Source organism: Carbonicoccus niuqiaonis (assembly GCF_050157065.1).
GTDB lineage: Bacteria > Actinomycetota > Actinomycetes > Propionibacteriales > Propionibacteriaceae > Avipropionibacterium.
The window spans coordinates 3,297,297-3,318,674 of sequence record NZ_CP189573.1 but is presented as its reverse complement, the minus strand read 5'-3'; the positions used below and the strand labels follow the sequence as shown (position 1 = coordinate 3,318,674).

The 21,378-nt window shown below is 68.9% G+C and carries 31 protein-coding genes; 29 read left to right on the top strand and 2 right to left on the bottom strand.

The window, feature by feature from the left end; translation table 11 throughout:
• Positions 1–204 precede the first annotated feature (204 nt).
• From rpsJ to ACQBAU_RS15110, 26 genes are all read left to right on the top strand, one after another.
• Positions 205–513, top strand: coding sequence for a 30S ribosomal protein S10 (gene rpsJ, locus ACQBAU_RS15235; RefSeq protein WP_182558643.1), 309 nt, complete (start codon positions 205–207; stop codon positions 511–513).
• A gap of 11 nt (positions 514–524) precedes the next feature.
• Positions 525–1,193, top strand: a complete 669-nt coding sequence (rplC, locus tag ACQBAU_RS15230) for a 50S ribosomal protein L3 (protein WP_465256102.1) — start codon at positions 525–527, stop codon at positions 1,191–1,193.
• Positions 1,190–2,182, top strand: coding sequence for a 50S ribosomal protein L4, sunset domain variant (gene rplD / locus ACQBAU_RS15225; RefSeq protein WP_465256101.1), 993 nt, complete (start codon positions 1,190–1,192; stop codon positions 2,180–2,182). The genes rplC and rplD overlap by 4 nt, the downstream gene beginning before the upstream one ends.
• Positions 2,179–2,487, top strand: a complete 309-nt coding sequence (rplW, locus tag ACQBAU_RS15220; protein WP_434548206.1) for a 50S ribosomal protein L23 — start codon at positions 2,179–2,181, stop codon at positions 2,485–2,487. Before rplD ends, rplW begins: the two co-directional genes overlap by 4 nt.
• A gap of 16 nt (positions 2,488–2,503) precedes the next feature.
• On the top strand, positions 2,504–3,340 hold the full coding sequence (rplB, locus tag ACQBAU_RS15215) for a 50S ribosomal protein L2 (RefSeq protein WP_434548207.1): 837 nt from the start codon (positions 2,504–2,506) through the stop codon (positions 3,338–3,340).
• Between the two features lie 12 nt (positions 3,341–3,352).
• Entirely contained in the window at positions 3,353–3,634 is a 282-nt protein-coding gene (gene rpsS, locus ACQBAU_RS15210) for a 30S ribosomal protein S19 (RefSeq protein ID WP_434548208.1), read from the top strand.
• Positions 3,635–3,669: 35 nt separating this feature from the next.
• A complete protein-coding gene (rplV, locus tag ACQBAU_RS15205; RefSeq protein WP_465256100.1) occupies positions 3,670–4,140 on the top strand; it encodes a 50S ribosomal protein L22 in 471 nt (156 codons plus the stop codon).
• Positions 4,141–4,143: 3 nt separating this feature from the next.
• Positions 4,144–4,974, top strand: a complete 831-nt coding sequence (gene rpsC / locus ACQBAU_RS15200; protein ID WP_434548210.1) for a 30S ribosomal protein S3 — start codon at positions 4,144–4,146, stop codon at positions 4,972–4,974.
• A gap of 5 nt (positions 4,975–4,979) precedes the next feature.
• A complete protein-coding gene (rplP, locus tag ACQBAU_RS15195) occupies positions 4,980–5,399 on the top strand; it encodes a 50S ribosomal protein L16 (protein ID WP_434548470.1) in 420 nt (139 codons plus the stop codon).
• Complete coding sequence (gene rpmC, locus ACQBAU_RS15190; protein WP_434548211.1) at positions 5,399–5,659, top strand: 50S ribosomal protein L29; 261 nt, start codon at positions 5,399–5,401, stop codon at positions 5,657–5,659. Before rplP ends, rpmC begins: the two co-directional genes overlap by 1 nt.
• A gap of 2 nt (positions 5,660–5,661) precedes the next feature.
• The gene (gene rpsQ, locus ACQBAU_RS15185; protein ID WP_434548212.1) at positions 5,662–6,015 is read left to right on the top strand and encodes a 30S ribosomal protein S17; all 354 of its coding nucleotides are present in this window, start codon (positions 5,662–5,664) and stop codon (positions 6,013–6,015) included.
• Positions 6,016–6,091: 76 nt separating this feature from the next.
• A complete protein-coding gene (gene rplN, locus ACQBAU_RS15180; RefSeq protein WP_434548213.1) occupies positions 6,092–6,460 on the top strand; it encodes a 50S ribosomal protein L14 in 369 nt (122 codons plus the stop codon).
• A gap of 3 nt (positions 6,461–6,463) precedes the next feature.
• The gene (gene rplX / locus ACQBAU_RS15175) at positions 6,464–6,901 is read left to right on the top strand and encodes a 50S ribosomal protein L24 (protein ID WP_434548214.1); all 438 of its coding nucleotides are present in this window, start codon (positions 6,464–6,466) and stop codon (positions 6,899–6,901) included.
• Positions 6,901–7,491: a 50S ribosomal protein L5 gene (rplE, locus tag ACQBAU_RS15170; protein ID WP_434548215.1), complete on the top strand. Its 591-nt coding sequence runs from the start codon at positions 6,901–6,903 to the stop codon at positions 7,489–7,491. Before rplX ends, rplE begins: the two co-directional genes overlap by 1 nt.
• A 13-nt stretch (positions 7,492–7,504) precedes the next feature.
• Positions 7,505–7,690 carry a type Z 30S ribosomal protein S14 gene (locus tag ACQBAU_RS15165; RefSeq protein WP_434548216.1) on the top strand — a complete coding sequence of 62 codons (186 nt, stop codon included), beginning with the start codon at positions 7,505–7,507 and terminating at the stop codon, positions 7,688–7,690.
• Between the two features lie 128 nt (positions 7,691–7,818).
• Complete coding sequence (rpsH, locus tag ACQBAU_RS15160) at positions 7,819–8,226, top strand: 30S ribosomal protein S8 (protein WP_434548217.1); 408 nt, start codon at positions 7,819–7,821, stop codon at positions 8,224–8,226.
• A gap of 27 nt (positions 8,227–8,253) precedes the next feature.
• Positions 8,254–8,796, top strand: coding sequence for a 50S ribosomal protein L6 (gene rplF, locus ACQBAU_RS15155; protein WP_465256099.1), 543 nt, complete (start codon positions 8,254–8,256; stop codon positions 8,794–8,796).
• Positions 8,797–8,798: 2 nt separating this feature from the next.
• Positions 8,799–9,182, top strand: coding sequence for a 50S ribosomal protein L18 (gene rplR, locus ACQBAU_RS15150; protein ID WP_434548219.1), 384 nt, complete (start codon positions 8,799–8,801; stop codon positions 9,180–9,182).
• A gap of 55 nt (positions 9,183–9,237) precedes the next feature.
• Complete coding sequence (gene rpsE, locus ACQBAU_RS15145) at positions 9,238–9,840, top strand: 30S ribosomal protein S5 (RefSeq protein WP_434548220.1); 603 nt, start codon at positions 9,238–9,240, stop codon at positions 9,838–9,840.
• Positions 9,840–10,022 carry a 50S ribosomal protein L30 gene (gene rpmD, locus ACQBAU_RS15140; RefSeq protein ID WP_434548221.1) on the top strand — a complete coding sequence of 61 codons (183 nt, stop codon included), beginning with the start codon at positions 9,840–9,842 and terminating at the stop codon, positions 10,020–10,022. The genes rpsE and rpmD overlap by 1 nt, the downstream gene beginning before the upstream one ends.
• A 1-nt stretch (position 10,023) precedes the next feature.
• Entirely contained in the window at positions 10,024–10,482 is a 459-nt protein-coding gene (gene rplO, locus ACQBAU_RS15135; protein WP_434548222.1) for a 50S ribosomal protein L15, read from the top strand.
• Positions 10,483–10,578: 96 nt separating this feature from the next.
• Positions 10,579–11,784, top strand: coding sequence for an NAD(P)-binding domain-containing protein (locus ACQBAU_RS15130; RefSeq protein ID WP_465256098.1), 1,206 nt, complete (start codon positions 10,579–10,581; stop codon positions 11,782–11,784).
• 188 nt (positions 11,785–11,972) lie between these two features.
• A complete protein-coding gene (gene secY, locus ACQBAU_RS15125) occupies positions 11,973–13,289 on the top strand; it encodes a preprotein translocase subunit SecY (protein WP_434548471.1) in 1,317 nt (438 codons plus the stop codon).
• A 16-nt stretch (positions 13,290–13,305) separates the two neighbouring features.
• Positions 13,306–13,893, top strand: a complete 588-nt coding sequence (locus ACQBAU_RS15120) for an adenylate kinase (RefSeq protein ID WP_434548225.1) — start codon at positions 13,306–13,308, stop codon at positions 13,891–13,893.
• 55 nt (positions 13,894–13,948) lie between these two features.
• Positions 13,949–14,743: a type I methionyl aminopeptidase gene (gene map / locus ACQBAU_RS15115; protein WP_465259517.1), complete on the top strand. Its 795-nt coding sequence runs from the start codon at positions 13,949–13,951 to the stop codon at positions 14,741–14,743.
• Positions 14,744–14,803: 60 nt separating this feature from the next.
• The gene (locus ACQBAU_RS15110) at positions 14,804–16,033 is read left to right on the top strand and encodes an SPFH domain-containing protein (RefSeq protein ID WP_465256097.1); all 1,230 of its coding nucleotides are present in this window, start codon (positions 14,804–14,806) and stop codon (positions 16,031–16,033) included.
• A gap of 147 nt (positions 16,034–16,180) precedes the next feature.
• Here the strand turns inward: ACQBAU_RS15110 and ACQBAU_RS15105 are convergent, their stop codons facing one another.
• The gene (locus ACQBAU_RS15105) at positions 16,181–17,194 is read right to left on the bottom strand and encodes a Gfo/Idh/MocA family protein (RefSeq protein WP_465256096.1); all 1,014 of its coding nucleotides are present in this window, start codon (positions 17,192–17,194) and stop codon (positions 16,181–16,183) included.
• On the bottom strand, positions 17,191–17,859 hold the full coding sequence (locus ACQBAU_RS15100) for a GntR family transcriptional regulator (RefSeq protein ID WP_465256095.1): 669 nt from the start codon (positions 17,857–17,859) through the stop codon (positions 17,191–17,193). Before ACQBAU_RS15100 ends, ACQBAU_RS15105 begins: the two co-directional genes overlap by 4 nt.
• A gap of 147 nt (positions 17,860–18,006) precedes the next feature.
• Here ACQBAU_RS15100 and ACQBAU_RS15095 point away from each other — a divergent pair, with 147 nt between their 5' ends.
• From ACQBAU_RS15095 to ACQBAU_RS15085, 3 genes are read left to right on the top strand one after another with little or no spacing between them, the layout of a single operon-like run.
• The gene (locus ACQBAU_RS15095) at positions 18,007–18,888 is read left to right on the top strand and encodes a sugar phosphate isomerase/epimerase family protein (RefSeq protein ID WP_465256094.1); all 882 of its coding nucleotides are present in this window, start codon (positions 18,007–18,009) and stop codon (positions 18,886–18,888) included.
• Complete coding sequence (locus ACQBAU_RS15090) at positions 18,885–19,892, top strand: Gfo/Idh/MocA family protein (protein ID WP_465256093.1); 1,008 nt, start codon at positions 18,885–18,887, stop codon at positions 19,890–19,892. Before ACQBAU_RS15095 ends, ACQBAU_RS15090 begins: the two co-directional genes overlap by 4 nt.
• The gene (locus tag ACQBAU_RS15085; RefSeq protein WP_465256092.1) at positions 19,889–21,367 is read left to right on the top strand and encodes a sulfatase family protein; all 1,479 of its coding nucleotides are present in this window, start codon (positions 19,889–19,891) and stop codon (positions 21,365–21,367) included. Before ACQBAU_RS15090 ends, ACQBAU_RS15085 begins: the two co-directional genes overlap by 4 nt.
• Positions 21,368–21,378 lie beyond the last annotated feature (11 nt).

Sequence of the window (21,378 nt, the reverse complement as noted above, 5' to 3'; positions counted from 1 at the left end):
TATGCGCAGGCCCCGATCCGGGGCCGGTGACAATTCCGGTGGACAGTTCACGCTGTGGGCCGGGGTGCGCCCGAGAAGCACGACACGCCCGACCGCGGGGGTCATGGAAATGGCTCTGGTCGGAACGGGTCGGGCGGCGGGCGGGCAACGGCATGGCACGCGTACTTGGACACGGGTACTGGGACGGACGAGAGAAGGACGACTGTGGCGGGACAAAAGATCCGCATCAGGCTGAAGGCCTACGACCACGAGGTCATCGACTCGTCGGCGCGCAAGATCGTCGACACGGTGACCCGGACAGGTGCGCGTGTGGCCGGCCCGGTGCCGCTGCCGACCGAGAAGAACGTGTTCTGCGTCATTCGGTCCCCGCACAAGTACAAGGACAGCCGCGAGCACTTCGAGATGCGCACGCACAAGCGTCTGATCGACATCATCGACCCCACGCCGAAGACCGTCGACTCGCTGATGCGCCTCGACCTGCCGGCCGGTGTCGACATCGAGATCAAGCTCTGAGGACGACGACGATGACCAACACTGCTGAACGCAAGGTGAAGGGCCTGCTGGGCACCAAGCTCGGCATGACCCAGCTCTGGGACGAGAACAACCGCGTCGTCCCCGTGACCGTGGTCCAGGCCGGACCGAACGTGGTCACCCAGGTCCGCACGCCCGACGCCGACGGCTACTCCGCCGTCCAGCTCGGCTTCGGCGCGATCAAGGCCAAGAAGGTCACCAAGCCCGCGGCCGGCCACTTCGAGGCCGCCGGGGTCACCCCCCGCAAGCACCTGATGGAGATCCGGACCGCCGACGCGTCCGAGTTCACCCTCGGCCAGGAGCTGGGCCCGGACGTGTTCGAGGCCGCCGAGGTCATCGACGTGACCGGCACCAGCCGCGGCAAGGGCACCGCCGGTGTCATGAAGCGGCACGGCTTCTCGGGCCTCAGCTCGAGCCACGGTGTGCACCGCAAGCACCGTTCGCCCGGCTCCATCGGTGGCTGCGCCACTCCCGGTCGCGTGTTCAAGGGCCTCAAGATGGCCGGCCGGATGGGCAACGAGCGCGTCACCGTGCAGAACCTGACCGTGCACGCCGTCGACGCCGAGCGTGGCCTGCTGCTGATTGCCGGCGCGATCCCGGGTGCCACCGGCAGCCTGGTGGTCATCCGCAGCGCGGCGAAGAAGGAAGGACCCGAAGCATGAGCACCTCCCGGACCGTCGACGTGATCGACGCCAAGGGCGCGAAGGCCGGCACCGCCGAGCTGCCCGCCGACCTGTTCGATGTACAGGCCAACGTGCCGCTGATCCACCAGGTCGTGGTGGCCCAGCTGGCCGCCGCTCGTCAGGGCACGCACGCCACCAAGACCCGCGGCGACGTCCGTGGTGGTGGCGCCAAGCCGTGGCGCCAGAAGGGCACCGGCCGCGCCCGTCAGGGTTCGCGTCGCGCCCCGCAGTGGACCGGCGGTGGCGTCGTCCACGGGCCGCAGCCCCGGTCGTACGCCCAGCGGACCCCCAAGAAGATGGTCGTCGCCGCCCTCCGCGGTGCGCTGTCGGACCGGGCCCGCGGTGGTCGCGTCCACGTGATCGACAACCTGGTCCCCGGCCCGACCCCGTCGGCCAAGCAGGCCGTCGCCGCGTTGGCCAAGCTGGTGGGGGCTGACACGCTCGACCGCCGCGTGCTGGTCGTGCTGCACCGCGACGAGGACCTCGTCTGGCTGAGCCTGCGCAACGTGCCTGCCGTGCACGCGATCGCTGCCGACCAACTGAACGCGTACGACGTGCTGTGCAACGACGACATCGTGTTCACCTCCGCCGCGCTCACCGCGTTCGTCGCCGGACCGGCCAGTGGCCGGGCCGCCAAGGCCACCGCCACCGAGTCGGAGGCCGCCGAGCCGAGCAATGCCGAGCTGGCCGCCGCTGCCGCTCCGCTGGTGGAGGACACCAGCGAGCCCAGCACCGACGAGCTGTCCGACCAGGTCGACTACGGGGCGAACTCCTACCGGGGCGACGAGCCGCCCGCCGGCTTCGACGTCAAGGGCAACGAGGACTCGATGAAGTTCCACACGCCCGAGTCGCCGTGGTACGGCCGCACCCAGGCCGAGGTCTGGTTCAACTCGACCGAGGCCGCCGAGGCAGCCGGGTTCGTGAACGCCGTCAAGTCCGATGACTCCGAAGGGGATGACGACAAGTGAGCGACGTCAAGATCCGCACCCACCGGGACGTACTGATCGCACCGGTCGTGAGCGAGAAGAGCTACGGCCTGCTCGACGAGAACAAGTACACGTTCCTGGTCGCGCCGGAGGCGAACAAGACCGAGATCAAGATCGCGGTCGAGACCATCTTCGGCGTGCGCGTCACCGGTGTGAACACCCTCAACCGGAGCGGCAAGACCCGCCGGACCCGGTACGGGACCGGCCGTCGCGCCGACACCAAGCGCGCCATCGTGACCGTTGCCGACGGCCAGCGCATCGACATCTTCTCCGGCGCAGACAGCTGACAGGACAGGAACTGACATGGGTATCCGTAAGTACAAGCCGACGACACCGGGCCGCCGTGGCTCGTCCGTTGCCGACTTCGTGGAAGTGACCCGGTCCACCCCCGAGAAGTCGCTGCTGGTGCCGAGCAAGAAGACCGGCGGTCGCAACAACACCGGGCGGATCACCACCCGGCACATCGGTGGCGGCCACAAGCAGGCGTACCGCGTGATCGACTTCAAGCGGTACGACAAGGACGGGGTCCCGGCCAAGGTCGCCGAGATCGAGTACGACCCGAACCGCACCGCGCGCATCGCGCTGCTGCACTACGCCGACGGCGAGAAGCGCTACATCATCGCGCCGAACGGCCTGGCCCAGGGTGCTGCGGTGGAGGCCGGCGAGGCCGCCGACATCAAGGCGGGCAACAACCTGCCGCTGCGCAACATCCCGGTCGGCACCACGGTGCACGCCGTGGAGCTGCGGCCCGGCGGCGGCGCCAAGCTCGGCCGCTCGGCCGGCGCCTCGGTGCAGCTGGTCGCACGTGAGGGCAAGATGGCCACCCTGCGGCTGCCCTCGGGTGAGATGCGGATGGTCGACATCCGGTGCCGCGCGACGGTCGGTGAGGTCGGCAACGCCGAGCAGTCGAACATCTCGTGGGGCAAGGCAGGTCGCATGCGGTGGAAGGGCAAGCGCCCGACCGTCCGTGGCGTCGTGATGAACCCGATCGACCACCCCCACGGTGGTGGCGAGGGCAAGACCTCCGGTGGCCGTCACCCGGTCTCCCCGTGGGGCAAGCCCGAGGGTCGTACCCGTAACAAGAACAAGGCGAGCAATCGACTCATCGTGCGCCGCCGTCGTACCGGCAAGAAGCGCTGAGGAGTCTGAGGAATGCCACGCAGCCTGAAGAAGGGGCCGTTCGTCGACGACCACCTCGCCAAGAAGGTGGAGGCCCAGAACGCCAAGGGCAGCAAGACCGTCATCAAGACTTGGTCGCGCCGCTCGATGATCGTGCCCGACATGCTCGGCCACACGATCGCGGTCCACGACGGTCGCAAGCACGTCCCGGTCTTCGTGACCGAGGCGATGATCGGCCACAAGCTGGGCGAGTTCGCCCCGACCAGGACCTTCAAGGGTCACGACAAGGACGACCGGAAGGCACGTCGCCGCTGAGGCGCCGTACCTGCCGAGAAGGAACTGAGATCTGAATGAGCACCACTGAGAAGGCCCGGCCGTCTCGCCGGGCTGCCCTGCTCGGGGATCGTCCGGGTGCCTACGCCATCGCCCGTCACGTACGCATGTCGCCCACCAAGGTGCGCCGCGTCGTCGATCTGGTCCGTGGCATGGACGTCGCCGACGCCCTGTCCATGCTGGAGTTCGCGCCGCAGGCGGCCAGCGAACCGGTCCAGAAGGTCCTGGCCAGCGCCGTGGCGAACGCCGAGTCGGTCGACAACCTGCGCAGCGACGACCTCTTCGTCTCGCAGGCGTTCGTCGACGAGGGCGTGACCATGCGTCGCATCCGCGCTCGCGCCAAGGGATCGGCCAGCCGCATCCTGAAGCGGGGCAGCCACATCACCGTGGTCGTCGAGCCGCGACCCGAGCCGGAGGCCACCCGGCCGAAGGCCAAGCAGGCCGACAAGCAGGCCGACACCAGCACCGACACCGAGAAGGAGGCCTGAGCCATGGGGCAGAAGATCAACCCGAACGGGTTCCGACTCGGGGTCACCACCGATCACACCAGCCGGTGGTACGCCGACAAGCAGTACGCCGACTACGTGGGTGAGGACGTCAAGATCCGGGAGCTGCTGACCAAGCGGCTGGTCCGGGCCGGGCTCTCGTCCACCGAGATCGAGCGCACCCGTGACCGGGTGCGGGTCGACCTGTACACCGCCCGTCCGGGCATCGTGATCGGCCGCAACGGCTCCGAGGCGGAGAAGCTGCGTGGCGACCTGGAGAAGCTGACCGGCAAGCAGGTCCAGCTCAACATCCTCGAGGTCAAGAACACCGAGACCGACGCCCAGCTCGTCGCGCAGGGCATCGCCGAGCAGCTGAGCGCCCGTGTCGCCTTCCGGCGCGCGATGCGCAAGGCCCAGCAGAGCGCGATGCGCGCCGGCGCCCTCGGCATCAAGATCCAGTGCTCCGGCCGTCTCGGCGGTGCCGAGATGTCGCGCTCGGAGTTCTACCGCGAGGGCCAGGTGCCGCTGCACACGCTGCGCGCCGACGTCGACTACGGGCTGTTCGAGGCCAAGACCGTGTACGGCCACATCGGCGTCAAGGTGTGGATCTACAAGGGCGAGGTCTCGGGCACCCGGGCCGAGCGCGCCGCACAGAAGGCGGCCCGCAACGCCGCCGGCGGTCGGCAGCGTCCGGGCCGTCGTCCCAGCCGTGGTGACCGTCCCGAGCGTGGCGGTCGCCGTCGCGCCGAGGGTGCGGCGACCGAGGGCGGCGACACCGCCACCCAGGCACCTGCAGCAACGGACGCCACCGCGTCCACGACGTCGGAAGGGGCGTGACCGCGATGTTGATCCCTCGCAAGGTCAAGCACCGCAAGCAGCACCACCCCAAGCGCACCGGCATGGCCAAGGGCGGCACCGAGATCACGTTCGGTGACTACGGTGTCCAGGCCATGGAGCGTGCCTACGTCACGAACCGGCAGATCGAGTCGGCCCGTATCGCCATGACCCGTCACATGAAGCGTGGCGGCAAGGTGTGGATCAACATCTTCCCGGACCGCCCGTTGACCAAGAAGCCCGCCGAGACCCGGATGGGTTCCGGCAAGGGTTCGCCCGAGTGGTGGGTGGCCAACATCAAGCCGGGACGGGTGATGTTCGAGATCGCCGGCGTCGACGAGGACGTGGCCCGTGAGGCCATGCGCCTCGCGATCCACAAGCTGCCCATGAAGGCACGCTTCATCAAGCGGGAAGCAGGTGACAACTGATGGCAACGACCACCGCCGCCGAGCTGCGCAACCTCAGCAAGGGCGAGCTCAACACCAAGGTCGTGGAGCTGAAGGAGGAGCTGTTCACGCTCCGCTTCCAGGCCGCCACCGGTCAGCTGGAGTCGCACGGCCGGCTCCGCGCGGTCCGCAAGGACATCGCGCGGATCTACACCGTGCTGCAGGAGCGGGCGCTCGGGATTGTCGAGGATCCCGACCGCGACGCCGACGAGACCGTTGTCGAGACCACGAAGAAGAAGTGATCATGAGCGAAACCACCAAGGTCGAGACCGCCGAAACCGTCGCCGAGACCCCCGAGGTCGTCGACAGCGAGCGCGCCGCCAGCGAGATCGCGCACAGCGACTCGAGCCGGAACCGCCGCAAGGTGCGGGTCGGCTACGTCGTCAGCGACAAGATGGACAAGACCATCGTCGTCGCCGTCGAGGACCGCAAGAAGCACCCGCTGTACGGCAAGGTCATGCGCCAGACGCTCCGGCTGAAGGCCCATGACGAGCAGAACGAGGCCGGCACGGGTGACCGCGTCGTCGTGATGGAGACCCGGCCGTTGTCGGCCACGAAGCGCTGGCGGCTCGTCCAGGTCGTCGAGAAGGCCAAGTAAGCAATCCCATTCAGTTCCGCCAGGCCCCGTTCCGTGATCCGGGACGGGGGACCAGCGTGACAACCAGGAGAAACAGATGATCCAGCAGGAGTCGCGACTGAAGGTCGCCGACAACACCGGAGCCAAGGAGATCTTGTGCATCCGCGTGCTCGGCGGCTCCGCACGCCGCTACGCCGGCATCGGCGACACCATCGTGGCCACGGTCAAGGACGCGATCCCGGGCGGCAACGTCAAGAAGGGTGAGGTCGTCAAGGCCGTCATCGTCCGTACGGTCAAGGAACGTCGCCGGCCGGACGGTTCGTACATCAAGTTCGACGAGAACGCCGCGGTGATCCTCAGGCAGGATGGCGAGCCCCGTGGCACCCGCATCTTCGGCCCGGTCGGCCGCGAGCTGCGCGACAAGCGCTTCATGCGCATCATCTCGCTCGCCCCGGAGGTGATCTGAACCATGGCAAGCAAGAACACGACGAACGGTTCGAAGAAGTTCCTCGGACCCAAGAAGCCCGGCCAGAACAAGCTCCACGTGATCAAGGGCGACAAGGTCAAGGTCATCGCGGGCAAGGACAAGGGCGTGGTCGGCGAGATCATCGCGGTCCACCCCGAGCGCCAGAAGGTCACCGTGCAGGGTGTGAACGTCGTCAAGCGGCACCTGCGTGACCAGCAGAACCAGCCGCAGGGCGGGCAGCGCACCCAGGGCGGGATCGTGACCTCCGAGGCCCCGATCCACGTGTCCAACGTGCAGCTCGTCGTCTCGGTGGACGGTGAAGAGGTGCCCACCCGCGTCGGCTACGAGCGCACCGAGGTCACCAAGCGCCGCCCCGACGGCACCGAGTACACCGGATTCCGTTCCGTGCGCATCGCGAAGCGGACCGGAGAGGAGATCTGATGACCGCCACCAAGACCGAGACGAGCAGCACCGGCACCAGCAGTGCGATCCCGCGGCTCAAGCAGCAGTACCGCGACGAGATCGTGGGCAAGCTGCAGTCGGAGTTCAACTACGGCAACGTCATGCAGACCCCCGGCCTGGTGAAGATCGTGGTCAACATGGGTGTCGGCGAGGCTGCTCGCGACTCCAAGATCATCGACGGTGCGGTCCGCGACCTCACCGCCATCACCGGTCAGAAGCCGCAGGTCACCCGGTCGCGCAAGTCCATCGCCCAGTTCAAGCTGCGCGAAGGCATGCCGATCGGTTGCCACGTGACCCTGCGGGGCAACCGGATGTGGGAGTTCGCCGACCGGCTGATCTCCCTGGCCCTGCCGCGCATCCGCGACTTCCGAGGTCTCTCGCCGAAGCAGTTCGACGGTCGGGGGAACTACACGTTCGGTCTCAACGAACAGGTCATGTTCCACGAGATCGATCCCGACAAGATCGACCGCCCGCGAGGGATGGACATCACGTTCGTCACCTCTGCCACCAACAACGACGAGGGCCGTGCGCTGCTGAAGCACCTGGGCATGCCCTTCCAGCAGAACTGAGGAACGAGGAACGATGGCGAAGACAGCGCTGAAGGTCAAGCAGTCCCGCAAGCCGAAGTTCGGCGTTCGGGCCTACACCCGCTGCCAGAAGTGCGGGCGTCCCAAGGCCGTGTACCGCAAGTTCGGCCTGTGCCGGGTGTGCCTCCGCGACCTCGCGCACAAGGGCGAGCTGCCCGGCGTCACGAAGTCGAGCTGGTGAGCCGTCCGGCTCACCCCCACAACTCCATCCACCGATCAGGACCGAGCCCGGTCCGCACCTGACGCGCCAGGTCCGGCACCCCGAGACGGGGTCCGGATACCAGCACGAGAAAGAAGTTGGCACCAGCCATGACGATGACCGATCCCATCGCAGACATGCTCACCCGTCTGCGCAACGCCAATCAGGCGTTCCACGACAGCACGACGATGCCGCACAGCAACATCAAGGCGGGCATCGCCGAGATCCTCACCACCCAGGGCTACATCACTTCGTACGAAGTGACCGAGCCCGGCGAGGGTGAGGTCGGCCGTACGCTCAAGATCACCCTCAAGTACGGCCAGAACCGCGAACGGTCGATCGCCGGCCTCCGTCGCATCTCCAAGCCGGGCCTGCGCGTGTACGCGAAGTCCACCGGCCTGCCCAAGGTGCTCGGTGGCCTGGGCGTCGCGATCATCTCGACGTCGAAGGGGCTGCTGACCGACCGCGACGCACATCGCAACGGGGTGGGTGGGGAAGTCCTCGCCTACGTCTGGTGAGCGACGAGACCAGAGAGGACTGATCACATGTCTCGCATTGGCAAGTTGCCCATCACGGTGCCCAGCGGCGTCGAGGTGACCCTGAACGACCAGCAGGTCGCGGTCAAGGGCCCGAAGGGGACCCTCAGCCACACCGTCAAGGCCCCGATCACCGTCTCGCGTGCCGAGGACGGCGCGATCCAGGTGGAGCGTCCCGACGAGGAGCGCGTCAGCAAGGCACTGCACGGGCTGACCCGGACCCTCATCTCCAACATGGTGACCGGCGTCACCGAGGGCTACGAGAAGAAGCTCGAGATCGTCGGCGTCGGTTACCGCGTGATCTCCAAGGGCCCCCAGGCGCTCGAGTTCAACCTCGGCTACTCCCACCCGGTGAACGTGAAGGCGCCCGAGGGCATCACCTTCGTGGTGGAGGGGCCGACCAAGCTCACCGTCCAGGGCATCGACAAGCAGGCCGTCGGTGAGGTGGCCGCGAACATTCGCAAGCTGCGCAAGCCCGAGCCCTACAAGGGCAAGGGCGTCAAGTACGCCGGCGAGCACATCCGGCGCAAGGCTGGAAAGGCTGGTAAGTGACCATGGCCATCTCTCTGTCTGCCCGCAAGGGCCTGGCGACCAAGACCGCTTCGCGGGCACGTCGTCAGCAGCGCGGACGCAAGAAGATCTTCGGGTCGACCGACAGGCCACGCCTGGTGGTCACCCGTTCCTCGCGCCACATCCTGGCGCAGGTGATCGACGACACCGAGGGGCGCACGCTGGCCTCGGCCTCCACCATGGAGTCCGACCTGCGCGCCGCCGACGGCGACAAGACTGCCAAGGCCAAGGAGGTCGGCACCAAGCTGGCCGAGCGGGCCAAGGCGGCTGGAGTGGAGAACGTGGTCTTCGACCGCGCCGGCAACAAGTACCACGGACGGATCGCGGCCCTGGCCGACGGTGCCCGCTCCGCGGGGCTTGGATTCTGACAATGGCGATGAGTCCTCAGCACAGCAGAGGAACGGACGGAAAGGTTTGCAAGCGATGAGTGGAACCCAGCAGCGCGGCACGGGCCGTGCAGGCGGGGAGCGTCGCGGCCGGGACGACCGTCGTGGCCAGCGCGAGGAGAAGAGCCAGTTCCTGGAGCGGGTCGTGTCGATCAACCGGGTCGCCAAGGTCGTGAAGGGTGGACGTCGGTTCAGCTTCACCGCGTTGGTCGTGGTGGGCGACGGCGACGGCACCGTGGGCGTCGGCTACGGGAAGGCCAAGGAGGTGCCCGCGGCGATCGCCAAGGGCGTCGAGGAGGCCAAGAAGAACTTCTTCCGTGTCCCCCGGATCCAGGGCACCATCCCGCACCCGGTGCAGGGTGAGAAGGCTGCCGGTGTGGTCATGCTGCGTCCGGCCTCGGCCGGTACCGGTGTGATCGCGGGCGGTTCGGCCCGCGCGGTGCTCGAGTGCGCCGGCGTGCACGACGTGCTCGCCAAGTCGCTCGGCTCGCCGAACGCGATCAACGTGGTGCACGCCACGGTGACGGCCCTGCAGATGCTCGAGCAGCCCGAGGACGTCGCCAAGCGGCGCGGGATGCGCGTCGAGGACGTCGCCCCCGCAGCTCTGCTGCGTGCGGCCAAGGAAGAGGTGGCCGGCTGATGCCCCGCGTCAAGGTCAGCCAGATCCGTTCCGGGATCGGCTGCAAGCCCAATCACCGGCAGACGCTGCGGACCCTGGGTCTGAAGCGCATCGGTGACGTCGCCGCACACGAGGATCGTCCCGAGATCCGCGGCATGATCAAGTCGGTGGCCCACCTGGTCACCGTGGAGGAGGTGGACTGACATGGCTGACGTCAACAACGAGACCCTCAAGGTCCACGACCTGCGTCCGGCCCCCGGTGCCAAGACCCCGAAGACCCGCGTGGGTCGCGGTGAGGGCTCCAAGGGCAAGACGGCCGGCCGCGGTACCAAGGGCACCGGCGCACGCAAGAACGTGCCCGCCGGGTTCGAGGGTGGCCAGATGCCGCTGGTGCGGCGCGTGCCGAAGCTGCGTGGGTTCAAGAACCCGTTCCGCACCGAGTACCAGGTCGTGAACCTGGACCGGATCGAGTCGCTGTTCCCCGAGGGCGGCCAGATCGGTGTCGACGAGCTCGTCGCCGCCGGTGCGGTCCGCGAGGGGCAGCTGGTCAAGGTGCTCGGCACCGGCGAGATCTCGGTCGCGGTGCAGGTCACGGCGAACAAGTTCTCGGCCAGCGCCAAGGACAAGATCGAGAAGGCGGGCGGCTCGACCACCGAGCTCTGACCCACGATCTACCCAGCACGTACGAGGGCGGTCCCCCTGGGGCCGCGCTTCGTGCTGTTCCGGACTTTCCGCGGACCCCGCGGTGTTGTCCCTGGTGTGACCCGCCTCGACTCGACCCCCGACAGTCCTGTCCACGAGCCCGCCCTCGGCGCCGGGCCGTACGACTCGATCGTCATCGGCGCCGGGCAGGCCGGTCTGTCGGCGTCGCATCACCTGCAGCGGCTCGGGATCGACCATGTCGTCCTGGATGCCGACCGGCGCCCCGGTGGGGCCTGGCAGCACCGGTGGGACGAACTCACGATGGGCGATGTGCACGGCGTGGCCGACCTGCCGGGCGCCCCTCGGCCGCCGGCGGCGCCCGGGGCGAGGGCGAATACGGCCGTCCCCGCCTACTTCGCGGCGTACGAGGAACACTTCGACCTGCCGGTGGTACGGCCGGCGCAGGTGGCCCGGGTCGACCGGGTCCCCGCCGGATTCGCGCTGCGGGTGGTGACACCGGCGGGGGAGAGCACCGTGGTGACGCGGACGCTGGTCAACGCGACCGGCACCTGGACCCGCCCGTTCATTCCGTACTACCCGGGGATCGCGACCTTTGCCGGCCGGCAACTCCACACCGCCGACTACCCCGGTGCGGACTGGTTCGTCGGTCGCCGCACCCTGGTGGTCGGTGGCGGAGCGTCGGCTGTCCAGTTCCTCGGTCAGCTCGGCCCACTGCTCGGCCCCGACAACGTGCTCTGGGCGACGCGTCGGCCACCGGTCTGGCGGACCGGCGAGTTCACCCCGGAGGTCGGCTCGGAAGTGGTGGCGAAGGTGTCGGAACGGGTACGGCAGGGCCTGCCGCCTCGGTCGGTGGTCAGCGTGACCGGCCTGATGTTGCGCGAACAGGAGCAGGCGGCCGCCGACCTGGGCATCTACGACGCCCGCCGCCCGATGTTCGACCGGATCGAGCCGTACGGGGTCCGCTGGGACCCCTCGACGGGCCCGGGGGGCGTGGTGGGTTCGGGGGACGGCGGGGGCGCGTACGAGCCGGTGGACGTGATCCTGTGGGCCACCGGGTTCCGGCCGGCCATCGAGCACCTGGCGCCGCTCGGGCTGCGCAGTGCGTACGGCGGGATCCGGCTCGCCGACGACGAGACGACCGTGGTCGCCGACCCGCGGGTACAACTCGTCGGGTACGGGCCGTCGGCCAGCACGATCGGCGGCAACCGGGCCGGGCGGCGGGCCGCTCTGGGGGTACGGCGGGCGCTGCGGTCGGCCGTTGCAGCCGGGCCCCGCGGAGGGGTCGCGGCCACCGCCGGCTGAGCTGCCGGCTGCCGGTACCGGCCGGCCGGGGTGTCCGAGCCGTCCACGGATGTGGGGTCTTGGGTGTGAGTTGATAGGCTGCGACGGTTCCCGGCCGGGGACAGGTCTGGTGTGCGCCCGGAAGCGGTGCACACCGTCACCAGCAGCCAGTCCCGCACCAGACGGGGCCCGAACGAGAGGGCATGCAGTTGCTTGGCGCCTTCGCCAATGCGTTCCGGACGCCGGACCTGCGCAAGAAGATCTTCTTCACCCTGGGCATCTTGGTGATCTTCCGCTTCGGCTCCGTGCTGCCGACCCCCAACGTCAACGTCCGCCAGCTCGAGATGTGCCGCACCACGGTGCTGGACCCGGCCGGCGAGACGGCCGGCGCCGGGATCTACTCGCTGATCAACCTGTTCTCCGGTGGCGCACTGCTGCAGCTCGCCGTCTTCGCGCTCGGCATCATGCCCTACATCACCGCGAGCATCATCCTGCAGCTGCTGACCGTGGTCATCCCGCGGCTCGAGGCCCTCAAGAAGGAGGGCGGCGCGGGTACCCAGAAGATCACCCAGTACACGCGTTACCTGACCCTGGCCCTCGCGCTGCTGCAGGCGACCGCGTTCGTCACGATGGCGCGCAGCGGCCAACTGCTCAACTGTCCCAACATCCTGTACGACGACAGCATCTTCCCGGTCGTGGTGATGGTGCTGACGATGACCGCCGGCACCGTCCTGGTGATGTGGCTCGGCGAGCTGATCACCGAGCGTGGCGTCGGCAACGGCATGTCGCTGCTGATCTTCACCCAGATCGCCGCCACCTTCCCGTCCTCGCTGTGGGCCATCAAGAACCGGGACGTCGGCGCGCGCGGCTGGATCGTCTTCTTCAGTGTGATCGCGGTCGGCCTGCTGGTCATGCTGGCCGTCATCTTCGTCGAGCAGGCGCAGCGTCGGATCCCGGTGCAGTACGCCAAGCGGATGGTCGGGTCGCGGGTGATGGGCGGTTCCACCACCTACATCCCGATGAAGATCAACCAGTCCGGTGTGATCCCGATCATCTTCGCGTCCAGTTTGATGTACCTACCCGTGCTGTACGCCCAGTTCCAACCGGACTCGGAGTTCTCCGCCTGGATCCAGGCCAACTTCGTGACCGGCGGGCACCCGGTCTACATGATCACGCTGTTCGTGCTGATCATCTTCTTCTGCTACTTCTACGTGGCGATCACGTTCGACCCGGCCGAGGTCGCCGACAACATGAAGAAGTACGGCGGCTTCATCCCCGGCGTCCGAGCCGGCAAGCCGACCGAGACGTACCTGGCCAAGGTGCTGTCCCGGCTGACCCTGCCGGGCTCGCTGTACCTCGGCCTGCTGGCGTTGATCCCGTCGGTGGCCTTCGTACTCTTCGACGCCAACCAGAACTTCCCGTTCGGCGGTGCCTCGCTGCTCATCATCGTGGGCGTCGGGCTGGACACGGTGAAACAGATCGAAAGTCAGTTGCAGCAGCGCAACTACGAAGGTTTCCTGCGGTAGGAGGACAGGCACTCACATGCGATTGTTGATCATGGGCCCACCGGGGGCCGGCAAGGGCACCCAGGCCAAGGCCATCTCGGCCAACTACGAGATCCCCGCGATCTCGACCGGCGACATGTTCCGGGCCAACGTGGCCCAGGGGACGCCGCTCGGTCTCGAGGCGAAGCGGATCATGGACGAGGGTGGCTACGTCGGCGACGACATCACCAACGGCATCGTGGCGGACCGCCTCGCCGAGGCGGACGCCCAGCAGGGCTTCCTGCTCGACGGCTACCCGCGCACCACGGCACAGGTCGCCGCCCTGGACGAGATGCTGGGTGAGCACAGCCTCGACGGCGTCATCGCGCTGCAGGCCGACACCGACGAGGTGGTCCGGCGGCTGCGGCTGCGCGCCGAGCAGGAGGGCCGCAGCGACGACACCGAGGACGCCATCCGGGTCCGCCAGCAGGTGTACGCCGACCAGACCCAGCCGCTGCTGGACGTCTACCGCGAGCGAGGCCTGTTGATCGAGGTCGACGGCCTCGGCGAGATCGACGCCGTCTCGACCCGCATCTTCGAGGCGCTGACCTCGCTGGCGGACAACGGCCCCGAACGGGTGCACTGACATCGTGTTCCGACCGCGGCGCCTCGAACTGAAGACACCCGCCCAACTGCGGGTGATGCGCCGCGCCGGGCTGGTGGTCAACCGCGCCCTGAACGCGGTGGCCGCCGAGGCCCGGATCGGGATCACCACCACCGAGCTGGACGCCGTCGCCTACGAGGTCATCAAGTCGGCCGGGGCGACCCCGTCGTTCCTGAACTACGGCCAGGTGCCCGGCCAGCCCGGCTTCCCGGCCGTCACCTGCATCTCGGTGAACGAGGAGATCGTCCACGGCATCCCCTCGGACCGCGCGCTCGCCGACGGTGACCTGGTCTCGGTCGACTGCGGCGCGATCGTGGACGGGTGGCACGGCGATGCCGCGATCTCGATCCTGGTCGGCGAACCTGCCGCCGCCGTCCGAGAGCTGACTGAGGCGACCCGGGGCAGCCTGTGGGCCGGCATCGGCGCCGCCCGGCTCGGTGGCCACGTCAGCGACATCTCCGCCGCCGTCGAGAGCCACGTCCGAGGCCAGGCAGGCACCCCGTACGGCATCGTCACCGACTTCACCGGACACGGCATCGGCTCGGCGATGCACCAGCCGCCGGACGTGCCCAACCACGGTCGCGCCGGCCGGGGCCCGCGGATCACCGAGGGCCTCTGCCTGGCCGTGGAACCCATGCTGACCCTGGGGCGTCCCGACAACGTGACCCTGGACGACGAGTGGACCGTCGTCACGCGCGATGGCTCGGTCGCCTGCCACTGGGAACACACCATGACGGTCACCGCCCACGGCACGTGGGTGCTCACCGCCGCTGACGGCGGCGAGGCCGAGCTCGACCGGCTGGGGGTGCCGTACGGCCCGCTGGCCGACTGACCGCCGTTCGCCCGGACCCGACAACGCCCGGTGCGTTGCACCGGAGACAAGGAGATCACGATGAGCGACCAGTATCCGCCACCCTCCCAGCCGCCCGGTCCGTACGGTGACCAACCGCCGTCGGGCCAGCCGCAGCAGCCCGGCCCCTACGGCAACCCGCAGCAGTCCGGCCCGTACGGGGAACCGCAGCAGTCGGGTGGTCCGTACGGTGGGCAGCCGCAGCCGCAGCCGCAGTCGCAGGCACAGCCGCAGCCAGGTGGGCCGCAGCAGTTCGGGGACCAGACCCATCTGGCGCCGCCGCCCAACCCGGCCACCAACCCGTACGCGGCGGACCCGGACCAGCCGGCCGAGGTCGCTGAGCGGATCGACCCGCCCGAGGGAACCACGGTCAACGCGGCCGGCGGAGTGACCCCGCGGATCGACGTCAAGGAGAAGGCGGCGTTCGCGATGAACGGCTTCCTGGCCTGGGTGTTCATCGCCCTGCTGTGGGTCGTCGGCATCGGCTGGGGCATCTTCACCGTGGTCAACGACGGCTTCCCCGCTCCGTCGATCGTGATCATCCTGGTGGCCCTGCTGCTGGGCAGCAGCGTCACGGTGATCCAACCGGGGCAGGCGAAGGTGTTGCAGTTCTTCGGTCGCTACGTCGGCACGGTCCGTCGGCAGGGCCTGGTGCTCACCGTCCCGTGGACGTCGAAGAAGAGCATGTCCACCAAGGTGGAGAACTTCGAGACCAACGAGCTGAAGGTGAACGACGCCGACGGCAACCCGGTCAACATCGCCGCGATCGTGGTGTGGCAGGTCGCCGACACCGCGAAGGCCTCGTTCGCGGTCGAGGAGTACCACCGGTTCGTCACCATCCAGGCCGAGGCTGCCCTGCGGCACGTCGCCTCGCAGTACCCGTACGACAACGCCGCAGAGGGGGAGCCGACGCTGCGTGAGGCTACCGACGTGGTCGCCGCCCGGATCGCCGAGGAGGTCAACGCCCGCGTCCACCTGGCCGGGGTGACGGTGATCGAGACCCGCATCTCGACCTTGGCGTACGCGCCGGAGATCGCCCAGGCCATGCTGCAGCGGCAGCAGGCGAGCGCGATCATCGCGGCTCGCGAGAAGATCCTCGACGGTGCCGTCGGCATGGTCAACGGTGCGCTGCGCCAGCTCGAGACCACGGTTCCGATGGACGATGCACACAAGGCGGAGATGGTGTCCAACCTGCTGGTGGTGCTGACCAGCGAGAGCCGGGTGACCCCGGTGATCAACACCTCGATGCCGCGGGAGCGCGACAACAACTGATCCGGTGCGGCTGGGCCGGAACGTTCCCGCGGGAACGCCGGGTCTCGTATGGGCGGGCGCTGTGGTGACGTTGCTGGACGTGAGCTCCACCTACGTCGCTGTGGCGACCGTCCTTACGAGGCACCGGGCGACCTGTCGGTGGCCGGCTCAGCCGTCGAGTCCGAGCCCCCGCAGGTCGGCCCACCCGGAGCCGTCCTCGGCGGCCCGGTAGAGCCGCCAGATCACCCGCAACGACTGGGCGCTGCGGGTTCCGGAGGTCTCAGGTTCGGCCCCGGTTCGGATGCAGTCCAGGAAGTGGCGGAACTCCCCGGGCAGGAACTTGCTGTTGGCCTCGGTCCGCAGCAGCACCTCCGGCTCCCGGTCCGCCCGCGACACCGTGAGCTCACCGGTGCGAGGGTCGCCGTTCAACACGGCGTCGGTGAGGTGGGCTCGATACGATGCCTGTCCGCCGGGTCGCCGGGCGACTTCGGTGCCGAAGTGGTGGCCGATCGCCCCGTTGGCGAACTCGATGATCGCGTGTCCGGTGGTGTCCCCGGCGACGGGACCAGCCGAGCCGAGGGTGGTCCCGAGATGGATGCCCCGAACCGGCGACCCGAGGTGCCACAACAACAGGTCGATGTAGTGGCAGCCGTGGCTGAACAGGGATCCGCCGCCGCGTCCCTCTGGCCGGCTGCGCCAATGCCCCTCGGGGACGCGCAGGTTCATCTCGGTGTTGAGCGTCACGTGCACCGGCTCTCCCCACCGGCCGCTCACGATCTCGTCGTGCATCCGCTGGTGCAGCGGGTGGTAACGCAACGGATAGCCCACCATCAGGACCCGGTCCGCGGCCCGCGCGGCCGAGATCACCGCATCGGCCTCCGACTCCGACATCGCCAGTGGTTTCTCCATGAAGACGTGAACCCCGGCCGCGAAGGCGTCCTGGGCGATCGCGGCATGGCTGGGGTGCGGGGTGGCGATGGTGATGGCATCAACACTGTCGAGGACCTCACGGTGATGGGTCGCGGAGCGGGCCCCGACCTCGGCCGCGGCCGAAGCCGCCCGGTCGTCATGCCGGTCGACGCACGCCACCAGGTCGACGGTGTCGGACATCGTGGCGAGTGCCTTGCGGTGCTGGGCGCCGAAGTTGCCGCAGCCGATGGTGGCGATCCGGAGCCGGTTCATGCAGGTCCCCCTTCGTGATCGTCGTCGGCGCCCAGCAGCGCGCCGAGAACCGCATCGCGCGCCCACTCCAGATGGTGTCGCATCGCCGACTCGGCCCGGTCGGGGTCGCCGCTGAGGACCAGGTCGACCAGCCCGGTGTGATCGGTGTGGGTCTGGTCGCCACCGCCGGGCACCTCGGCCGCGTGCTGGGACTTGACGCACTCGATCAGCCGGGTGGCGCGTTCCACGATCTCGGCGAGCAGCCGGTTGCCGGCCAGCCGGGCGAAGCCGCCGTGGATCGCCGGCGAGAGCAGTCCGGATCCCTTGGGGTCGGTGGCGACCAGGGATTCCTGTTGGGCGATCAGCGAACGTAGCGAGGCCAGCTCGGCATCGGTGGCACGCATCGCCGCGGCGGCGCGTATCGCCGAGCACTCCAGAGCGAGCTTGATCTCGTACAGGTGCTGGACATCCATCAGGTCGAGGGTGACCACCTGGGCGCTGCGCCGCGGGTGCACCCGGACCAGACCATCGGTGTCGAGCCGTCGCAACGCCTCCCGTACCGGGGTGGTGGAGCAGCCGTACGTCTCGGCAAGGTGGCTCTCCCGCAGCCGCGACCCCGCACTCAGCTCGCCCCGGGCGATCCGATCGCGCAAGTCGTGGTGGATCTGATCCACGGCGCTGCTCACCGACACTCCCGCCACCATCACGACCTCCTGACTGCTCGGTTGGCCCGTCACAGGACGGGCGGGCCCCTGCCACTATGCCATCTCGCAACCTGAGATATTTGGTGCTTTGAGATATTCAACATGATATGGCCAGCTAACTTTCATCCCATGGCCTCCCTGGTGGCGCTGACGCTGCCGTACACACACCTCGACCTGGATCGGGCGCTCGACGGTGTGGCTGCTGCGGGGTTCACCGCAATCGGTGTGGGCTGGCCGCACCAGGGAGTTGACCCGTTGGGCCGGGGCTCCGGCGGCAGTCCGGGACTGGTGCGGCGCATTGCCGATCGTGGTCTGCAGGCGACCGTGGTCGGGCTGGGCCCCGCGGGCGGTGCGTCCCGGGTGGATCACCTGCGCCGGACGATCGACGCGGCCCACGATCTCGGCGCCGCAGTCGTCCAGATGCCTGGGGTGAACTCGTACCGGCGGTTTCCCGACGAGCCCATCGACCCTGCGGAGCTGCGTCCGGAATACCAGCGCTACGTCGCCGAGCTGGCCGGGCTCGCCGATGATGCCGCCGCCGCGGGTGTCACCCTCACCCTGAAGCCGCACTCGGGCAACACCGGCACCGGCCCGCTGCTGGCCGGGGTGATCGCCGAGATCGACCATCCGGCGGTGCGGGCTGCCTACGACCCCGGCAATGTCTCCTTCTACGAGGGGCTGGACCCGGTGACCGACATCGAACCGGTACTCGGCATGGTCGCCTCACTGGTCGCGAAGGACCACCGTGGTGGTCGGGCACATGCCGACTTCCCCCGACCCGGTGAGGGCGATGTCGACTTCCCGCAGCTGTTCGCCCGGCTTCGGTCCACCGGCTTCGACGGTGTGGTCGTGGTCGAGCGGGTCGCCACGCGCACCGCCGATCTCGCCTACGAGGCGATCGGCGCGCTGCTGGTCGAGTCGAGACGCCACCTGCGGCAGCTGCTGCGGCAGGCCGCCGCCTTCAGTGTTGATCATGACGGATCCACTGGACGGAAGGGAACTCCTCGATGACCGAGCAGGTACGGGCGGCGATCGTGGGATGCGGTGGGCTCGGCAGACGCCACGCCCTCAACCTGGCCGAACTGGACGGCGCGGACCTGTCAGCGATGGTTGACCCGAGTGCCGAGTCGCGGGATGCCCTCGCCCGATCGCTGCGGGACCGCGGCCTTGCCGTCCCGCGGATGTACGACGACGTGGCGGCCCTGCTGGCCGACGACCGACCCGACGCGGTGGTGGTGACCACCCCGAACCACACCCACAGCCCGGTCGTGGTGGCAGCCGCACAGGCGGGCGTGCACGCCTTCTGTGAGAAGCCGATGGCGCTGTCGGTGGCTGAGTGCGACGCGATGATCACTGCCGCCGCCGACGCGGGCACGCTGCTGATGATCGGCTACGTCCGCCGCTACCAAGCTGTGTTCCGCGGGGTGAAGTCGTTGATCGACTCGGGAGCGATCGGCGAGATTCATCTCGCTTCCGCCACCAGGTTCGGATCCGGACCTCCGGGTGGGGTCGGCTCGTGGCAGATGAGCCGTGACACCTACGGCGGCATGTTCTCGATGTACAGCCACGAACTGGATCAGCTGGTGTGGAACGCCGGTCCGGTCACCGAGGTCGGCGCGGTGCTCCGGCCGGGTGCGGCGCCCGGGGACGTCGAGGAGTCGGCGCTGCTGACCCTGGCGTTCGGTGCGGGTGCGGTCGGCTCGCTGGGCTGCACCAGGATCGCCCCGAGCCCGTCGTACGGATTGAGCTTCGCCGGCAGCGAGGGGTCGGTGACGATCTCGGACTCATCGGGGGCAGAAGGGTTCGCCTGGGCGCGTCGCGGCGGTGAGGTTGAGCAGGTGCGGCCCGAGCCGTGCAACGCTCTGGCCGATGAGATCGCTGACTTCGTCTCCTGCGTCCGCGAGGGACGACAGCCCGGGCCGGACGGCGAGTCCGGGCGCCACGTCGTCGACATCGCCCGTGCGGCCGACGAGGCCCACGCCACTGGCCAGCGGATCACGGTCGGGGCTCGATGATGGACGGTGCCCGCCCCAATGTCGTGGTGATCCTCGCCGATGACCTCGGCTGGGGAGACCTGGGCTGCTACGGTGCCGAACTGATCCCCACCCCGGCCGTCGACCGGCTCGCCGCCGGCGGTGCCCGGCTGACCGACTGCCACGCACCGTCGGCGGTGTGCACACCCAGCCGGTACGGGCTGCTCACCGGCCGCTACTGCTGGCGGTCGCCACTGAAGACCGGCGTGCTGCTGGGACACTCGCCGGCCATCATCGAACGGGACCGCCCGACGCTGGCCAGCGCGTTGTCGGCCGACGGCTACGCAACTGCGGCGATCGGGAAGTGGCACCTCGGGCTGGGGTGGTCCTGGCAGGACGGCAGTGTGTGGGACCAGTTCGACCTGCCGTTGGGGGTCAGCCTGCCCGACATCAAGTGCGGTACGCGTGCCGACTACACCCGGCCGTTCCGCCACGGGCCACTCGAGCTCGGCTTCGACCACTTCTTCGGCATGACCGGATCGCTGGACATGCCGCCGTACTGCTACCTGACAGATGATCGTCCCCTGGTGCTCCCGGACCGGCAGAAGGTCAACCTGCTGCCGCAGCAGACGATGGGCCGGCAATCACCGGACTGGGTGGACGAGGAGGTGGACATTCGGTTCGCCCGGGAGACCTGCGACTGGATCCGCCAACAGGCGGCCACGGATCGCCCGTTCTTCGTCTACCACGCGACATCCGCACCGCACCGGCCGCTCGCGGTCCCGGAGCTGGTCCGGGGCGCCTCCCGGGCCGGCGACCGCGGTGACCTCGTGTGCCTCGTCGACTGGGTGGTCGACCAGGTCTGCGGCACGCTCGACGAGCTCGGGATCGCCGACAACACGATCGTGGTGCTCACCAGTGACAACGGCGCGATGCCGATCGACATCGAGGGACGCGACTTCGGCCATCCCGCGAACGGCCCGTGGCGGGGACGCAAGGGTGACAGCTGGGAGGGCGGTCACCGGATCCCGTTCATCGTGCGCTGGCCAGGCCGGATCCCAGCCGGGACGGTGATCGACGACCTGTTCTGCCTCACCGACCTGTTCCCGACCATAACGGCCGCGACAGGATCACGCCTGCCGGCTGGCGCCGCACCCGACGGGACCGATCTGTTGCCGTTGCTGCTGGCCGGGTCCGGGTCGGGTCCCGCCGGGCAGCCGTACCGCGACAGTGTGGTGCACCACAGCGCAGCCGGCTGGTTCGGTCTGCGAACCGGCGAGCTCAAGACCATCTTCGGTACCGGCTCCGGAGGCACGTCCCGCCCACTCGGCCAGCGCTGCGGACCGGACTGGGCCGAGGGCCAGCTGTACGACCTGGGCACCGATCCGTACGAGACCACCAACCTGTGGTCCGAGCGGCACGAGCGGGTCGTCGCCGCGCATGCTGCGATCCGAGATCTGTGCGTCGACCCGTCGAGCGGGTTCCCCTTCGACATCCCCATCCACCACAGGACCTGAGCACAGCGGCA

Excerpts from the sequence above, each read along its gene's own strand:
- rplO (WP_434548222.1), top strand. The coding sequence starts at position 10,024 with ATGGCTGACGTCAACAACGAGACCCTCAAGGTCCACGACCTGCGTCCG.
- rpsS (WP_434548208.1), top strand. The coding sequence starts at position 3,353 with ATGCCACGCAGCCTGAAGAAGGGGCCGTTCGTCGACGACCACCTCGCC.
- rpsC (WP_434548210.1), top strand. The coding sequence starts at position 4,144 with ATGGGGCAGAAGATCAACCCGAACGGGTTCCGACTCGGGGTCACCACC.
- ACQBAU_RS15110 (WP_465256097.1), top strand. The coding sequence starts at position 14,804 with ATGAGCGACCAGTATCCGCCACCCTCCCAGCCGCCCGGTCCGTACGGT.
- rplE (WP_434548215.1), top strand. The coding sequence starts at position 6,901 with ATGACCGCCACCAAGACCGAGACGAGCAGCACCGGCACCAGCAGTGCG.
- rpsQ (WP_434548212.1), top strand. The coding sequence starts at position 5,662 with ATGAGCGAAACCACCAAGGTCGAGACCGCCGAAACCGTCGCCGAGACC.
- ACQBAU_RS15085 (WP_465256092.1), top strand. The coding sequence starts at position 19,889 with ATGATGGACGGTGCCCGCCCCAATGTCGTGGTGATCCTCGCCGATGAC.
- rpsE (WP_434548220.1), top strand. The coding sequence starts at position 9,238 with ATGAGTGGAACCCAGCAGCGCGGCACGGGCCGTGCAGGCGGGGAGCGT.
- ACQBAU_RS15105 (WP_465256096.1), bottom strand. The coding sequence starts at position 17,194 with ATGAACCGGCTCCGGATCGCCACCATCGGCTGCGGCAACTTCGGCGCC.
- ACQBAU_RS15165 (WP_434548216.1), top strand. The coding sequence starts at position 7,505 with ATGGCGAAGACAGCGCTGAAGGTCAAGCAGTCCCGCAAGCCGAAGTTC.
- rplC (WP_465256102.1), top strand. The coding sequence starts at position 525 with ATGACCAACACTGCTGAACGCAAGGTGAAGGGCCTGCTGGGCACCAAG.
- ACQBAU_RS15090 (WP_465256093.1), top strand. The coding sequence starts at position 18,885 with ATGACCGAGCAGGTACGGGCGGCGATCGTGGGATGCGGTGGGCTCGGC.
- rplV (WP_465256100.1), top strand. The coding sequence starts at position 3,670 with ATGAGCACCACTGAGAAGGCCCGGCCGTCTCGCCGGGCTGCCCTGCTC.
- rplX (WP_434548214.1), top strand. The coding sequence starts at position 6,464 with ATGGCAAGCAAGAACACGACGAACGGTTCGAAGAAGTTCCTCGGACCC.
- map (WP_465259517.1), top strand. The coding sequence starts at position 13,949 with ATGCGCCGCGCCGGGCTGGTGGTCAACCGCGCCCTGAACGCGGTGGCC.
- rplR (WP_434548219.1), top strand. The coding sequence starts at position 8,799 with ATGGCCATCTCTCTGTCTGCCCGCAAGGGCCTGGCGACCAAGACCGCT.
- rplN (WP_434548213.1), top strand. The coding sequence starts at position 6,092 with ATGATCCAGCAGGAGTCGCGACTGAAGGTCGCCGACAACACCGGAGCC.
- ACQBAU_RS15095 (WP_465256094.1), top strand. The coding sequence starts at position 18,007 with ATGGCCTCCCTGGTGGCGCTGACGCTGCCGTACACACACCTCGACCTG.
- rpmD (WP_434548221.1), top strand. The coding sequence starts at position 9,840 with ATGCCCCGCGTCAAGGTCAGCCAGATCCGTTCCGGGATCGGCTGCAAG.
- rplB (WP_434548207.1), top strand. The coding sequence starts at position 2,504 with ATGGGTATCCGTAAGTACAAGCCGACGACACCGGGCCGCCGTGGCTCG.
- rplD (WP_465256101.1), top strand. The coding sequence starts at position 1,190 with ATGAGCACCTCCCGGACCGTCGACGTGATCGACGCCAAGGGCGCGAAG.
- rplF (WP_465256099.1), top strand. The coding sequence starts at position 8,254 with ATGTCTCGCATTGGCAAGTTGCCCATCACGGTGCCCAGCGGCGTCGAG.
- rplP (WP_434548470.1), top strand. The coding sequence starts at position 4,980 with ATGTTGATCCCTCGCAAGGTCAAGCACCGCAAGCAGCACCACCCCAAG.
- ACQBAU_RS15120 (WP_434548225.1), top strand. The coding sequence starts at position 13,306 with ATGCGATTGTTGATCATGGGCCCACCGGGGGCCGGCAAGGGCACCCAG.
- rpsH (WP_434548217.1), top strand. The coding sequence starts at position 7,819 with ATGACGATGACCGATCCCATCGCAGACATGCTCACCCGTCTGCGCAAC.
- rpmC (WP_434548211.1), top strand. The coding sequence starts at position 5,399 with ATGGCAACGACCACCGCCGCCGAGCTGCGCAACCTCAGCAAGGGCGAG.